Origin of the sequence: Mesorhizobium sp. M4A.F.Ca.ET.090.04.2.1 (genome assembly GCF_003999085.1) — a bacterium.
GTDB lineage: Bacteria > Pseudomonadota > Alphaproteobacteria > Rhizobiales > Rhizobiaceae > Mesorhizobium.
This window is the reverse complement of the sequence record NZ_RZOT01000083.1, coordinates 1-13,991: the sequence shown is the minus strand read 5'-3', so window position 1 is coordinate 13,991 and position 13,991 is coordinate 1. Positions and strand designations below refer to the sequence as shown.

Genomic DNA, 13,991 nt, shown 5'->3' with positions numbered 1-13,991 from the left:
CTTGCCGCCGCTCAATGCGCTGCGCGCCTTCGAGGCGTCGGCGCGGCATCTCAACTTTCGGCTCGCCGCGCATGAGCTCAACGTGACGCAGGGCGCGGTGGCGCAGCACATCCGGGGTCTTGAGGCCAGCCTCGGCGCGAAGCTGTTCGAGCGGCTGCCGCGCGGCCTGGCGCTGACCGACGAGGGCCGCGCCTATGTGCCCAGTATCCGGCGCGCCTTCGAGCTGATCTCGGAGGCGACCGCGCTGCTGCGGCCGGAACCGGCGCGGCTGACGATCAGCGTGACGCCCAGCTTCGCCACCAAATGGCTGATCCCGAAACTGCCGGACTTCGTCGCACACAATCCGCTGGTCGACCTGCGCATCCTTGCCACCGAAAGCCTGTCGAGCTTCCAGGCCGACGGCGTTGACATCGCGGTTCGGCAGGGCCGTGCGCCCTTCGGTCCCGGCCTCGTCGTCGACCTCCTGTTCCCGCAACAGGTCATCGCCGTCTGCAGCCCTGGCCTGCTGCCGCCCGGCGCCTGCGCAATCGCTACGGCGGAAATCCAGCATCATATGCTGCTGCACGATGCCCACAATCTGTGGCCGGAGTTCATGGAAAAGGTGCTCGGCCTGAAGATGGCGACGGAGGCCAAGCGCATGCGCTTCAACCAGACGGCCCTGGCGATCGACGCCGCCATCGCCGGCCAGGGCATCGCGCTTGCCAGCCGCTTCCTCGTCGCCGCCGACCTTGCCGCCGGACGGCTGGTGCAGCCAGTCCAGGGAGACATGCGCGGCACCCAGGATTTCCATGTCGTCATGCCGCGCAAGCAGCGGCATCCAGAACCAACGCAAGCCGTCCGGCAATGGCTGCTGGATGCGAGCGATGCGGGCTGAAACTTCAAGGCCTGGGTGACAGACCTAGAAACTGATCTCCACCGCGGCAGCACTCCGCTTCGCCTCGCCATGGAACACCGCCTCGATGTTGTTGCCGTCAGGGTCGAGCAGGAAGGCGGCGTAGTAGCCGGGGTGGTAGGGCCGCTCGCCAGGCGCGCCGTTGTCCTTGCCGCCGGCCGCAAACCCCGCCTTGTACCAGGCGTCGACCATGGCGCGGTCCTTGGCCTGGAAGGCAAGATGATGGCGGCCGGTAAGCACGCCCTGGGCGGCGCGGCTGTCGACGCTGGAGACGAAGAGTTCATCGGCCCAGAAATAATCCTCGGCCTCGCCGCCGACCGGAATGCCCAGCACCTCGAGCACCGCGCCGTAGAAACGCCGGCTCGCCTTCAGGTCGCGCACCACCAGCTGGATGTGGTCGATGAGCCGGCCGCGATAGAGTTCCATGGTGTCCTCCTGGTTTGACTGGTCAATCATCTAGAAGGGACCAACCTCCGGTCAATGTCGGGTATTGCATGCTACTGACACTAGAGAAGACGGTGGGGCACAGGAGCTGTGAAGCAACGCAACTTTTCAGGCGGCAGCAAAAATCACCCGTGCCAAAAATCTGATTAAAAAATGCAACCGGATTGTCGGATCGGCCCTGGCACCAACGTCCTTGGGTCGCAAACGGCGTGACGAAGCTCGAAAAACGGTTGCGCTGTGTCGACAAACTCTAGCTTCCGGCATGGGAGAAGAACATGAAGCTTTCCTATCGTTGGGTCATCGTCGCGGCTGGCGCGCTGATGACTTGCGTCGCCATCGGCGCGATGTTTTCGCTGGCGATCTTTCTCGAGCCGATGTCGCTCGACACCGGCTGGTCGCGCGCCGGCATATCGAGCGCGATGACGCTGAATTTTCTGGTGATGGGTCTCGGCGGCTTCGCCTGGGGCACCATCTACGATCGCGTCGGCGCCCGCCCCGTCGTCTTCGCCGGCGCGCTGCTGCTGGGGCTGGCGCTGGTGCTGGCCAGCCGCACCGGCTCGCTCATCGTCTTCCAGCTCACCTATGGCGTCCTGGTCGGGCTTGCGGCCAGTGCCTTCTTCGCGCCGATGATCGCGCTCACCACCGCCTGGTTCGACACCAACCGCAGCCTCGCCGTGTCGCTGGTATCGGCCGGCATGGGCGTGGCGCCGATGACCATCTCGCCCTTCGCGCGCTGGCTGATCACCGCCTATGACTGGCGCACCGCCATGTTTGACATCGGCGTCATGGCCTGGGTGCTGCTTCTGCCTGTGGCCTTCCTGGTGCGCCAGCCGCCGGCCGCCGCCGCAGCAGCCGATGGTACGCCGGCGGCCGTCACGGATGATCCCGGCCTGAGCGTCGGCCAGGCGCTGCGCTCGCCGCAATTCCTCGTGCTGGGCATGACCTTCTTCGCCTGCTGCGCGGCGCATTCGGGACCGATCTTCCACATGGTGAGCTATGCCATGGCCTGCGGCGTGGCACCGATGGCCGCCGTCTCGATTTACAGCGTCGAGGGGCTCGCCGGGCTCGGCGGCCGACTGCTCTACGGCGTGCTCGGCGACCGTCTCGGCGTCAAGCCGGTGCTGATCACCGGGCTCGTCATCCAGGCCGCGGTGATCGCCGCCTATCTCACGGTCGGCAGGCTCGAACAGTTCTATGTGCTGGCCGTCATCTTCGGCGCCACCTATGGCGGCGTCATGCCACTCTACGCGGTGCTGGCGCGCGAATATTTCGGACCGCGCATCATCGGCACCGTATTCGGCGCCGCCACCATGCTGTCCAGCCTCGGCATGGCGTTCGGGCCGCTGGCCGGCGGCATGATCTATGACGCCTATGCCAGCTATTCCTGGCTGTTCATCGGCTCGGCGCTGGTCGGGCTGGGGGCCGCCGGCATCGCGATTGCCTTCCCGCCGCAGCCGAGCCGGCAGCGGCTGCAGATGGCGTAGTCCTCAAAGGCGCCCGGCGGTCCCGATCATCGGGATCGCCGGTCCGTTGGCGTGAAATCCAATTGCCGGACGCCGGCGAGTATGAAAGACTCCGCCAAGGGCCGATGCATGCCGGCGCGGGTCGGCGTGATCCCATGATTCCGGGGGACATTGCAGTGACCGCAGGCTTGGAAGCCGAAGACGCCAGGGGTTGGTCCGATCTGCTGGCCGCAGCCGAAAGAGGCGACGCCGAGGCCGTGCGCACGGAGCTGGCGGCCGGGGCGGACATCAACCAGACCGATGAAGGCGGCTGGTCGGCGCTGCACCTTGCCGCCCACAATGCCCGCATGGCGGCTCTCGAAGCCCTGATCGCGTATCCGGCGATCGACGTCAATTCCCGGAATAAATGGAAGAGCACGCCGCTCAGCCTGGCCGCCGCCAAGGGTCACCTCGAATGCATCCAGGCGCTGGTGAAACATCCGCAGATCGATATCAACGCGCGCGCCGACTATTACGGCAGGACGGCGCTGATCGAAGCGGCGAGGAACGGCCATCTCGACGTCGTCAGGCTGCTGGTCGAGCATGGCGCCGACGTCAATCTGGCCGACAAGACCGGACGGAACAGCGCGCTCATCGAGGCCATCAAGGGACGGCACTACGAGGTCGCGGAGTATCTGCTGGCGACCAGGCAGGTGAACTTCCTCAACAAGGAGATGCGGCTCAATGCGCTGATCTGGGCCGGCAGCACCCGCAACGCCCTGTTCATCGAGACATTGGACGCGGCGATCCACAGCTTCTTCGAAGGCAAGTGAGCGCAGGACCGACCGCGATCCACATGTTCTGACGCAGGCCGGCGCCGACGAACCCGCCGCGCACTGTTCGGTGGCAGGCGTCAGGCCGGCGGCACGCCCTCGGTCGCGATGATGCGCGTGTTGGCGCAGCGGAAGCGGATCTGCTTCAGCCGCTCGTACTCAGGCGAGTCGTACCAGGCGGTCAGCGCCGCCATGTCGGGGAATTCGATGATGACCAGACGGTGCGGCTCCCAGTCGCCCTCCAGCACCCGGGTCACGCCGCCGCGCGCCAGGTACCGCCCGCCATGACGCGCTTCCGTCGCCGGAACCTCGCGCCGGTATTCATCGAACATGGCGGCGTCGGTGACGTCGACATCGGCAATGAGATAGGCAGCCATTCCAGTCCCTCCTTCTCAAATCGTCTTCCACATCATCAGGATCGGCACCGGCGCGCCGCCGCGATCGTCGAGGATCCTCTCGCCCGGCTGGTAGCCGCAGGCCCGGTAGAGCGGCTCTCCAGCCATAGTCGCGCCGAGCTCGACACGGCGAAAGCCCTCTGCCCTCGCCGCATTTTCGCAGAGCGAAAGGATGAGGCGGCCGACGCCGCGCCGCACGAAATCGGGATGCGTGTACATCGCCCTGACGCGCGCCGCGTCGGTGGCGGGATCGAGCAATGCCGCGCTGCGCCCCGGCGTCCTGTCGCCGCCATAAAGGGTGGCGCGCCGGCTCCAGCCGCCGCAGCCCGCCAGCGCTCCTCCGCAGGTGACGACAAAATAGGTTCCGTCGTCGATAAGCTGCGTGTCCAGGCCCATGATGGCGCGGCTGGATTCGATCTGTGCATCATTCAGGAAGGGTTTTTGCAGCTCGCCGATCGCCAGCGCCATCAGCGCCGAAATCGCCGTGATGTCGTCGCGCGTCGCAGTCCGGTACTGCAGCTCCTGGTCAGCCATCTGCCGAATGCCACGTGCCGTTCGGGGGCGTTATTTTATATTAGAAGACACTCATGTTAAAATGGATTCAGCGGGTTGTTTCTCCCGGACATAGGTCACTTCGTGGACAACCTCGCGCCCGTCGAACGGAGTTTGGGCGGGGGCAGAGGTGTAAGTCAGCGTATCTTCGTCGACGTTGCAGAACCGCACCTGCTCCGTGCCGCTCCATGCTTCATTCCAGCTCATGTCGACATGATGGACGACCCGATCCGGCTCGACCGTGTAGCTGCCCGAATAGGCGAACATCGTGTCGAACAACGCAATCTTGTCTTCGTCCGATGGCTGCAACCGCTCGGGCCGTTTGCGGCTGTTCCTGAGGATAAAGAAAATGACGCGCTCATGTGTATAGATGACGATGCCTCGGGGATGCTGGCCGAGCGCCTCTCGCCGCTCCCCGGTCGCAACGTCTCGCGTCATCCAGGACGTCATCTTCCAGCTTCCAAGCAGCAGATCGCGGTTAAGCGGCCTGACTGGCGTAACCTGAACCATCGTCTACCTCCGCTATTTCCTGGCAGCGCGCTCCTCATACGGCCTGCGTCGTCCTTGCTTCGGCGCTGCCGCGCCCATCTTGTCGCAAAGGCCATCCATTGCCCAGAGCGTTCGCGACACGCCGGCGGCCATTGCAGGCGTCATCTTCATCGACCAGCCGGAGGCGGAAGCCAAGCCTTCAAGCGCCCGACGCCACCATCCTTTCAACTACCCAGCGGTGCTTGCCGATCCGGCGGGCGCGCTGAAAGCCCTGCTTTTCGAACATCGCGAGCGTGCCATTGTGCAGGAAGGCGCCGGCGACCTTCCGGCCTTGCGCGTCCTCGGGATAGCTTTCCACCGTGCCGCCGCCCAGGCGGGCGATTTCGCCGAGCGCACCTGCCAGCGCGGCGGCGGCCACGCCTTCGCCACGACGCGCCTTGTCGATGAAGAAGCAGGTGATGCGCCAGTCCGGAAGGTTTGTCAGCCCTTCTTCATAGGCGCGCCGGTGCTTGATGCGCGGCAGTTCACCGGTCGGCCCGAATTGGCACCAGCCGACGCAGGCCGCGCCGTCGAAGACAAGCGCGGCATGCGTGCTGCCGTTCCGGACCCTTGCCTGCTTGGCGGCGCGGTTGCCGCCGGCGCCGTTGCCCTTGGCATGGAAGGCCATGCACCAGCAGCCGCCCCAAACGCCATTGTGGCGCTCGACCAGCGCAGCGAAATCCGCCCAGCTTGTTTCGTCGAGGGGTTTTACGCTGAAGCTCATCATAGTTCCTCAAAGCCAGCGATAGCCGTTTTGAAGGTTCGCGCCTCAGTTCCGGAACAGGCGGCAAATCCCGACATCATCAGCGTCGTCCCTTCGATCGGGTAAAGCGAATGAAGGCGTCGACAATCGGGACGCGGGCTGGGCCTGTCAACCGCTGATGGAGCGCCCCGCCTCCCGGTCCTCGTCGTCGCGGGCTGCCGCGAATCGGAGATCAGCAACACCGGGCACGGACAGTGCTGCAGCACACCGCTCGTCGTCTCGCCGAAGATGAGCTCGTCGCCCGGCCGCCGCGCCACGCCCATGACAATCAATGCCACGCTCCTGCCAGCCTGGCGGGCGATGGCATCGGCGGCGGCGGCCCTGCTGCGGATGGCAGTCTCGATCTCGACGCCATAGCGGTCGGCAAGCGCGACGATATCCTTCAGCACAGCCTCCCTGCGGCGATGCGAGACGGTGTCGCGCGGTTCGTCGCGGCCGACCCGCGCAACATAGAGCATCTTGACCGGCGCGCCGGTGACAGTGGCAATGGCAAGTGCCAGTTCGGCGCCACGGCGGGCGACCGACGTACCGTTGACCGGCACCAGGATCCGGCCTGACTGGGGGCCTAGCCTCGGCATATGCCGCCCGGCGCCCGTCGGCTTCAGCACCAGGCAGAGCGAGCCGTTGAAGGCGCCGGCAACCTCGTTCAGCCGGCGCGAGAATCCGCCTTTCGCAGTCACCCCGCGGCCGAGGCCGATGAGGAGCATGCCGTAGCCCTTGCGCGCCTCCTTGGCGACCGCCTCGGCGGAGAGCTGGACCTCGTGCCGGCGGCGGGTCAGCGGCGCCACGCGCACCGGCTCCTCGTCGGCTTCCTTCGCCGCCTCGCGGCCCTCCTCGGCGCCCCGCTCGATCTCGTCCAGATGCGCCGCCTCGTCGGGCTCGGCTTCGCTTTCGCCGCTGGCATGCAGCACCGTCATCGGCTTGCCGGCTCCGATCACGCCGGCAAGGTAGGCGGCGAAGCGGCCGACCACGCCCTCGTCGACGACCACAAGCAGCCGCTCCAGATTGGCGATGAAGCCGCGCTGGTCGACCTCCTCGCGCTCCAGCCGCTTCTTCTCAGACTCGCCGATCGACAGGCGCCCCAGCGCCCAGCGTAGCGTCGGCGGCATGGCCAAAGTGGTGATGACGGCCATGGTCACGATCATGGTGAAGAGGTTGTGCGAGAGCACGCCTATCGACAGGCCGATCGAGGCGACGATGACTTCGGTCGAGCCGCGCGCGTTCATGCCGCAACCGACGGCAATGCCCTCGGCACGGCTCATGCCGGCGACTTCCGCGCCGATGAAGGCGCCGCCGAACTTGCCGATGCTGGCGATCGCCACCAGCGCCACCGTGAGCAGCGCGAGCTGAGGGTCGACGAGCACGGTGAGGTCGGCCGAGAGGCCAGCGACGCCGAAGAACACCGGCATGAACAGCGCGGTGATGACGCCACGCAACTGCCCCTCGATGTGGCGCGACAGGATCGGCGACTCGCCGACCAGTATGCCGGCGACAAAGGCGCCGAGCACGGTGTGGACGCCGATCAGGTCGGTGATCAGCGCCATGGCGCCCATGATGGCGAGGATGATGGTGACGACGGCATATTCGCTGTGGAAGGTGTCGTTGGTCCAGCGGATGGCGTCGAAGACGATGCGGCGGCCGAGCGTGAATGAAAAGGCCATGAAGGCGGCGACGCCTAGTATCGTGAAGGCAAGGCTGCTCACCTCGACGCGGCCATGCGTAGCGATGCCGATGGTAATCGCGATGATCACCCAACCGATCGTGTCCTCGATGATTGCCGACGAGACGATGACCTGGCCGAGGTCGCGGCGCATGAAGTTCATCTCGCGCACCACCATTGCGACGATCTTGACCGAGGAGATCGACAGCGCCGTGCCGAGGAACAGGCCGGCGACGAGGCGCTCGCCGCCGCTGGCGAGCAGCGATTCCGGCATGAACTGCGCCGCCACGAAGCCGAGCATGAAAGGCACCGCAACGCCGGCGGCGGAGATGGAAAAGCAGGCGCGGCCGACCCGGCGCACCAGCCTGAGATCGGTCTCCATGCCGGTGAGAAGCAGAAGCATCAGCACGCCGAGCTGGGCGATGGCATTGATCATCGATTTCTGCGCGGCGTCCCCGGTAAAGACCAGCCGCTCCGCCGCCGGCCATAGCCAGCCGAGCAAGGAAGGACCAAGCAGGATGCCGCCGATGAGCTGCCCCATCACCGCCGGCTGACCGATGCGCTCCAGCAATTCGCCGATGCCGCGGCCGACAAGCAGCAGCAGGATCACTTCCAGGACGAAGATGCCTTCGCTGGACATGCCGCTTTTTTCGGCGGCGAAGGCGACTGCCGTCATTGGAAGGAACGCCGCCGCCGCAAGCGCGATCGTCCAGCGCCGGCTGAGTATGAAGGACAATTTCTGCACCCCTCAATTATGCCTGGCGATAACGGTTTGGCGAGAGCTTCGGTTGCACGCAAGACATCCTTCCCCGCCCGACGGCAGTGTGGGAGAGGCGGACCGGCGAAGTCGAGACAGAGAGGGGCAGCGCCCCGCGAAGCCCCCTCTCCGTCCGCTTTGCGGACACCTTCCCTCGCTTTGCGGGGGCGAGGAAGGCTCCCTACAATTCGATTCAAATGCGGCTGTGGATGTTTGCATTCGGGTAAAGCGACTCGAGCATCTTCGCGACACGGCGGGCAATAAGGAGAAGCTAATGAAAAGCGACTTTGCCGCCGCTCGTCTGCACCTCGAGCGGGCCGGCCACTATCTGCGCGGCGATGACGAGACCAGCCACACGACGCTTGCGGCGCTCGATCTCTTGGTGGAGGCGATCACGGTGGCCCAGTATGCGCGGCCCGTGGCCGAAATCGTGCCGTTTCCGAAGGCCGCCGGGCAGAGATAGGCAGCAGGCCGAGCGGCGGCCAGTCATGTTCAGCCGGGGCCGATCAAGTCCGTCATTGCCTCGATGACTTTGCCCGCCGCCGCTCCGGTCGCTGACCGGTCATTGACCAGGATCGAAGTGCGAAACGGTATGTCGAGATCGATCTCTTTCAGCACCAGCCCGAACTCGGAATAGAAGCCCGCTGTGAACGGATCGACGACCGCGAGCGAAGGACTGCCCCTGACTAGCGCGCAGGCCAGGAAAGACTGGAAGATGTCGGCGACCGTATTGGCGGCGGTCGCTTCCAGCAGCTTGGCGCCGTCGCGGTTGCGCCGGAAATAGAGCTCGCCGAGCGAGACGAAGGGATAGAGCTTGAAATCCTCGAGCCGGATCCGCTCGCGACCGGCAAGCGGATGGGTTTCATCCATCACGCACACACTGTTGCGCCCGAAGGTGGCCACGCATCTGGTGTCCAGGAAGGAAACGCCGGCGTCCACCACCCCGACGTCGGTCAGGCGTGAGGCGACGGAGGCGACGATCTCCGTCGAGCTGCGCACCGCGATCGTGGTTCTCGCTTCCGGAAAACGGGTTCTCAACTGCCGGATTGCTTCCGGCACGATGTGGAAGGACAACGCCGCCAGGGTGCCGATGCGAACGACGCCGCGCTTCAGCTCGCGGATCTCCTGCGCGGCCATGATCAGGTTGCGCGCACCGTGGAAGGTCTTGCCGACCTCGCCATAGAACAGCAGGCCCTGCTCGGTCGGCACCAGCCGGCCGTGCGAGCGGTCGAACAGGCTCAGCCCGGTATCGATCTCCAGTTCCTGCAGCAGGCGGCTGACGCTCGGCTGCGATATGTTGAGCGCCGCCGCTGCGCCCGACACCGAGCCGGCCACCATCGTTGCCTCGAAGGCCTCGAGCTGGCGAACGCTAAGTCCGGAAAAGCGCATCTCTTTCTCCCGGTATAGGTTTAGCACATACCGGACGAAAATCTTGATCTTTGATTCCGCTCGGTTTCCGGCCCTAGCTATGCGCCAGGCAGAAACGGACGGAGCCGTCGTGAAGCGAGCCAACCTCATCTTCATCTGCGCCGATCAGATGCGCTACGACGCGCTCTCGGTCACCGGCAATCGCGTTGCCCACACGATCAACATCGACCACATAGCGGCGCGCGGCGCGACCTTCCACCGCCACTTCACCCCCAACCAGATCTGTTCGCCGAGCCGCGCGACAATGGCGACCGGGCTCTATCCGCGCCACCACGGCCTGTGGCGCAACGGCGTGGCGCTCGACGAGCGGCTGCCCAATCTGTGGCAGGCGCTGGCGCGTGCGGGATACGCGACCAGGGGCGTCGGCAAGCTCCACTTCCAGCCGCTGCTTGCGCCCGCCGAACGCGACATGCCGGAATCGCTCGCCTATTGGGAAAGGCCCGGCAGCGAGGACTGGAACGGCCCCTATTTCGGCTTCGACGGCGTCGACCTCGTCATGGGCGAGGCCAATGAATCCACCCGCGCCGGTCACTACGCGGCCTGGCTCAGGCGGAACCATCCCGAGGTGGTGGACCTCTACGAGCCGGAAGCGGACGGAGAGAGCCGGGCCGACGACCTGAAGGAAGTGTGGAAAAGTGCGGTGCCGCCGGAACTGCACTACACCAGCTGGATCGCTGACCGGGCCATTGACTTCATCGAACGCCAGGGCAGACGGTCGGAGCCGTTCGGCCTGTTCGTCTCGTTTCCGGACCCGCATCACCCGTTTTCTCCTCCCCGGCCCTATTGCGACCTGTTCCGGCCGGAGCGGATGCCGAGGCCGGCCATCCGAGCGGGCGAGTTGGAGCGCATGCCGGCCTATCTCGGCGAAGGCGACGATCCACGTAAGGAGCCTTACATCGCCAGCGGCGAGCCGCCGCGCGAACAGGGTTTCCTGGTGCGCACCGACGCTATTTCCGGCGCGACGCTGGCCACCGCGATCGCCCACACACATGGCATGATCCAGATGATCGACGATGCCGTCGGGCGGCTGCTGGAGGCGCTGGCCGACGCCGGCGTGCTGGAGAACACCTATGTCCTGTTTACTGCCGATCACGGCGAACTGTTGGGTGACCACGGACTGTTGCGCAAGGGGCCGCCACCCTATCGCCAGTTGCTGCAGGTGCCGCTCGTGCTGTGCGGCCCGGGAATTCCCGCCGGCACCAGCCTCGATGCACTCACCAGCCATCTCGACCTGTTCCCGACGGTCGCGTCGCTGCTCGGCCTGCCGGCGCCTACCTCCGACGGCGTCGACCTCACGCCGCTAATCGACGGGCGGGCGAGTGACGTGCGTGATTTCCTGTTCGCCGAATACCATCCCCGCCGGGATCAATGCCTCTACAACCAGTCGATCATTTCCAGGGAGTGGCGGTTCACCCGCTACCCGAACCAGCCGGCATGGGGCGAGCTTTTCGATCTTCGTGAAGATCCCTGGGAGCATTGGAATCTGTTCGCAGAGAAAGGCTTCAGCGACCGGGCGCACACGCTGAATGCGGTTCTCGATCAAAGGCTGCCGCCGCGGCCGCTGATACCGAATGAAGTTCTCGGCGCCTACTGAACCAGCAAAGGGGGAATGACATGCACGATCAGATCACGTCCTTGATCCAGGGCGGCATGGACCGCCGCCGCTTCCTGCAGACCGCGGCCGTCACGGCGCTCGCCACGGCGGCGTTCCCACGTGCTGGCCTTGCCGAGGCGCCGCGCAAGGGCGGCGTGCTGCGCCTGGGCCTCAACGGCGGCAGCTCCGCCGACACGTTCGATCCGACGCAGCTGATCGGCACCTTCTCCATCAATGTCTCGCGCCAGGTCTACAACACGCTGGTCGAGATCGGCGACGACGGCAAGCCGGCGCCGGAACTGGCCGCAAGCTGGGAAACCAGCGACGGCAACAAGCGCTGGATCCTCAACCTGAGGCCCGGCGTGCAGTTCCACAACGGCAAGGCCTTCGACGCCGAGGACGTCAAATATTCGCTCGGGCTGCATCTCGGCGAGAAGACCAAGTCGAAGGCGAAGGGCCTGGTCGCCGACATTGCCGATGTGCGGGCGGCCTCGCCGAGGCAGGTCGAGATTCTGCTCAAGTCGCCCAATCCCGACATGGACTATGTGCTGTCGGACCTGCATTTCGCCATGGTCCCGGCGGGCTTCGCGGACTGGTCGAAGCCGGTCGGCACCGGGCCGTTCAAGCTCACCGCCTTCCAGCCGGGCGTGCGGGCGACGGCCAGCCGCAACGAAGCCTACTGGAGAAGCGACCGCGGCCATGTCGACACGGTCGAGTCCGTGGTGATCAACGACATGACGGCCCGCGTCTCGGCGCTGCAGGGCGGCTCGGTCCACATCATCAACGGCGTCGACTACAAGATCGCGCCGCTGCTCAAGAAGGATCCCCGCGCCTATCTGGTGGTCACCGAAGGCAAGCAGCATTTCTCGCTGCCGATGGACGCGACCAAGGAGCCGTTCAACAACCCCGACATCGTGCTGGCGCTGAAGCACGCGCTCGACCGCAAGCAGATGGTCGATCTTTTGATGGCCGGCTATGGCCGCGTCGGCAACGACCATCCGATCGCCGCCAGCGATCCGAATTTCAACCCGAACATCGAACAGCGCGCCTACGATCCGGACAAGGCTCGCTTCCACCTCAAGAAGGCCGGCAAGAGCGAGCTGACGCTCGAACTGCACGCCGCCCCGGTGGCGTTCGAGCAGGCGGTCAGCACGGCCGAGCTCTTCGCCCAGTCGGCCAAGCCCGCCGGCATCACCGTCGGCGTCAAGCGCGAGCCCGACGACGGCTATTGGGCGGAGGTGTGGATGAAGAAGCCCTGGGTCGCGTCCTTCTGGGCCGGACGGCCGTCGGCCAGCATGATGTTCTCCTCGGTCTATGCGTCAGGCGCGCCGTGGAACGAGACCCACTGGAAGAACGAGGACTTCGACCGCAAGCTCGCCGAGTCGCGCTCGTTCGCCGATCCGGCCAAGCGCCGCGAGGTCTATTTCGAGCTGCAGCAGACGATCCATGATACGTGCCCCACCATCATCCCGGCCTTCGCCAGCTGGGTCGACGCGGCGCGCGCGGAGGTCAAGGGCTTCACCCCAAATCCCAACTTCCTGCTCAGCGACCATCGCGTGGCAGAGCGCGTCTGGCTGGAGGCGTGAACGCGCCAGGCCAGGGGCAGGCCGGAGGGAACGTTTCGGCCCGCCGCGCGTTGTTGTCATCGGGGTGATGGCCGGCCATTTCCGCCGGCCATTGCATTTGGATGGCAAGGGGATGTCCAAGGTCGAGACCATCAAGCCCGTCGAGGCGGCGGCAGCGCCGCGGGCCTCGGATGCGTTCGCGCTGAAGCTCACCTCCTCCGAACTGGCGACGACCATGTCGCATTTCCACCGCGCCGAGATCGCCCGCATGGCCGGCTGGCGCGACCGGCTCGACCGGACGAGCAACTGGGCGATCACCGTCGCCGCCGCCATGCTTTCGGTCTCGCTGTCGACGCCGAGCTCGCATCACGGCGTGCTGCTGTTCGCCATGCTGCTGATCACGCTGCTCTTGTGGATCGAAGCGCGGCGCTACCGCTTCTTCGACGTCTACCGCGCGCGGGTGCGCCAGTTCGAGCGCTATTATTTCGCGCAGATCTTCTCGCCGCAGCCCGACTTCGCCTCCAACTGGCTGGCGATCGTCGGCGAAGGCCTGCGCTCGCCGCGCTTCCTGATCTCGCAGCGCGCGGCGCTGGTCCGCCGGCTGCGCCGCAACTACATCTTCATGTACACGATCCTGATGCTGGCCTGGGTGCTGAAGATCACGACGCCCAGCCTGCAGCGCGAAGGCTCGCCGATCGGCTTCGGCGCCTCGTTCCTCGACGCGATGCGGGTGGCCGCGCTCGGCCCGGTGCCCGGCATCGTTGTCGCGTCCATTGTGGCGCTGTTCTATGTCGGCCTGCTCGCCGCCGCCTTCCTGGTCAACAGCGAGGAAGGCGAGCTTTCGCATGGCACCGTGCATGTCTGAACCGCAATCTGAGGCAATCCAGCCGCTGCTTTCGAAGAAAGCAGGCGCCCGCCCAATGCCTTGGCGGGACAACCTCCGAGCGGGCCACCGTTAGCACGTTGATAAGCAATTGGTAATAAAAGGTCATGGATGAGAGATCGACCTCAATCCGCGAACAGAAAAGCGCCGTCACCGGCAGGGCCTTGCCGTGCGCATTAGGAGCCAGATCATCCTGAGCATGGTCGGCGCCGCGGCGCTGATCGGATTGGTCGGCGGCGCCGACCATGCTCAGGA

General features: G+C 65.6%; 15 protein-coding genes. 7 read left to right on the top strand and 8 right to left on the bottom strand.

The window, feature by feature from the left end; translation table 11 throughout:
* Nucleotide 1 precedes the first annotated feature (1 nt).
* Nucleotides 2-874 (top strand): LysR substrate-binding domain-containing protein, encoded by an 873-nt coding sequence (locus EN781_RS08715; RefSeq protein WP_245492567.1) that lies wholly within the window; start codon nt 2-4, stop codon nt 872-874.
* A 24-nt stretch (nt 875-898) separates the two neighbouring features.
* Here the strand turns inward: EN781_RS08715 and EN781_RS08710 are convergent, their stop codons facing one another.
* Entirely contained in the window at nt 899-1,318 is a 420-nt protein-coding gene (locus EN781_RS08710; protein ID WP_189347410.1) for a VOC family protein, read from the bottom strand.
* A 293-nt stretch (nt 1,319-1,611) separates the two neighbouring features.
* Between EN781_RS08710 and EN781_RS08705 the strand changes: the two genes are divergently transcribed.
* Nucleotides 1,612-2,820: an MFS transporter gene (locus tag EN781_RS08705; protein ID WP_126055294.1), complete on the top strand. Its 1,209-nt coding sequence runs from the start codon at nt 1,612-1,614 to the stop codon at nt 2,818-2,820.
* 155 nt (nt 2,821-2,975) lie between these two features.
* Nucleotides 2,976-3,611 carry an ankyrin repeat domain-containing protein gene (locus EN781_RS08700; RefSeq protein ID WP_126055295.1) on the top strand — a complete coding sequence of 212 codons (636 nt, stop codon included), beginning with the start codon at nt 2,976-2,978 and terminating at the stop codon, nt 3,609-3,611.
* A gap of 80 nt (nt 3,612-3,691) precedes the next feature.
* Here EN781_RS08700 and EN781_RS08695 read toward each other — a convergent pair whose 3' ends face one another.
* The 5 genes from EN781_RS08695 to EN781_RS08675 all read right to left on the bottom strand — a co-directional run bounded on the left by EN781_RS08695 (nt 3,692) and on the right by EN781_RS08675 (nt 8,245).
* Nucleotides 3,692-3,988 (bottom strand): DUF1330 domain-containing protein, encoded by a 297-nt coding sequence (locus tag EN781_RS08695; RefSeq protein WP_126055296.1) that lies wholly within the window; start codon nt 3,986-3,988, stop codon nt 3,692-3,694.
* Between the two features lie 15 nt (nt 3,989-4,003).
* Nucleotides 4,004-4,540 (bottom strand): GNAT family N-acetyltransferase, encoded by a 537-nt coding sequence (locus EN781_RS08690; RefSeq protein WP_126055297.1) that lies wholly within the window; start codon nt 4,538-4,540, stop codon nt 4,004-4,006.
* 51 nt (nt 4,541-4,591) lie between these two features.
* A complete protein-coding gene (locus EN781_RS08685; RefSeq protein ID WP_127399905.1) occupies nt 4,592-5,068 on the bottom strand; it encodes a lipocalin-like domain-containing protein in 477 nt (158 codons plus the stop codon).
* 178 nt (nt 5,069-5,246) lie between these two features.
* Entirely contained in the window at nt 5,247-5,810 is a 564-nt protein-coding gene (locus EN781_RS08680) for a GNAT family N-acetyltransferase (protein WP_126055299.1), read from the bottom strand.
* Nucleotides 5,810-8,245 (bottom strand): cation:proton antiporter, encoded by a 2,436-nt coding sequence (locus tag EN781_RS08675; RefSeq protein WP_348627248.1) that lies wholly within the window; start codon nt 8,243-8,245, stop codon nt 5,810-5,812. Before EN781_RS08675 ends, EN781_RS08680 begins: the two co-directional genes overlap by 1 nt.
* A 295-nt stretch (nt 8,246-8,540) precedes the next feature.
* Between EN781_RS08675 and EN781_RS08670 the strand changes: the two genes are divergently transcribed.
* On the top strand, nt 8,541-8,729 hold the full coding sequence (locus tag EN781_RS08670; protein WP_126055300.1) for a hypothetical protein: 189 nt from the start codon (nt 8,541-8,543) through the stop codon (nt 8,727-8,729).
* A gap of 29 nt (nt 8,730-8,758) precedes the next feature.
* Here the strand turns inward: EN781_RS08670 and EN781_RS08665 are convergent, their stop codons facing one another.
* A complete protein-coding gene (locus EN781_RS08665; protein WP_189347406.1) occupies nt 8,759-9,655 on the bottom strand; it encodes a LysR substrate-binding domain-containing protein in 897 nt (298 codons plus the stop codon).
* A 109-nt stretch (nt 9,656-9,764) separates the two neighbouring features.
* On the opposite strand from EN781_RS08665, the gene EN781_RS08660 reads away from it, so the two are divergent.
* From EN781_RS08660 to EN781_RS08650, 3 genes are all read left to right on the top strand, one after another.
* Nucleotides 9,765-11,288, top strand: coding sequence for a sulfatase-like hydrolase/transferase (locus EN781_RS08660; RefSeq protein WP_189347403.1), 1,524 nt, complete (start codon nt 9,765-9,767; stop codon nt 11,286-11,288).
* 20 nt (nt 11,289-11,308) lie between these two features.
* On the top strand, nt 11,309-12,874 hold the full coding sequence (locus EN781_RS08655) for an ABC transporter substrate-binding protein (RefSeq protein WP_126055303.1): 1,566 nt from the start codon (nt 11,309-11,311) through the stop codon (nt 12,872-12,874).
* Nucleotides 12,875-12,986: 112 nt separating this feature from the next.
* Entirely contained in the window at nt 12,987-13,718 is a 732-nt protein-coding gene (locus EN781_RS08650; RefSeq protein ID WP_126055304.1) for a DUF2270 domain-containing protein, read from the top strand.
* Here the strand turns inward: EN781_RS08650 and EN781_RS34740 are convergent.
* The coding region (locus EN781_RS34740) for a hypothetical protein (protein WP_210213462.1) at nt 13,672-13,991 on the bottom strand (320 nt) is incomplete at its 5' end. The genes EN781_RS08650 and EN781_RS34740 overlap by 47 nt on opposite strands.

Bases quoted from the DNA above. Each gene is read 5' to 3' on its own strand.
- EN781_RS08670 (WP_126055300.1), top strand. From the start codon at position 8,541: ATGAAAAGCGACTTTGCCGCCGCTCGTCTGCACCTCGAGCGGGCCGGC.
- EN781_RS08680 (WP_126055299.1), bottom strand. From the start codon at position 5,810: ATGAGCTTCAGCGTAAAACCCCTCGACGAAACAAGCTGGGCGGATTTC.
- EN781_RS08690 (WP_126055297.1), bottom strand. From the start codon at position 4,540: ATGGCTGACCAGGAGCTGCAGTACCGGACTGCGACGCGCGACGACATC.
- EN781_RS08685 (WP_127399905.1), bottom strand. From the start codon at position 5,068: ATGGTTCAGGTTACGCCAGTCAGGCCGCTTAACCGCGATCTGCTGCTT.
- EN781_RS08705 (WP_126055294.1), top strand. From the start codon at position 1,612: ATGAAGCTTTCCTATCGTTGGGTCATCGTCGCGGCTGGCGCGCTGATG.
- EN781_RS08665 (WP_189347406.1), bottom strand. From the start codon at position 9,655: ATGCGCTTTTCCGGACTTAGCGTTCGCCAGCTCGAGGCCTTCGAGGCA.
- EN781_RS08710 (WP_189347410.1), bottom strand. From the start codon at position 1,318: ATGGAACTCTATCGCGGCCGGCTCATCGACCACATCCAGCTGGTGGTG.
- EN781_RS08650 (WP_126055304.1), top strand. From the start codon at position 12,987: ATGTCCAAGGTCGAGACCATCAAGCCCGTCGAGGCGGCGGCAGCGCCG.
- EN781_RS08695 (WP_126055296.1), bottom strand. From the start codon at position 3,988: ATGGCTGCCTATCTCATTGCCGATGTCGACGTCACCGACGCCGCCATG.
- EN781_RS08655 (WP_126055303.1), top strand. From the start codon at position 11,309: ATGCACGATCAGATCACGTCCTTGATCCAGGGCGGCATGGACCGCCGC.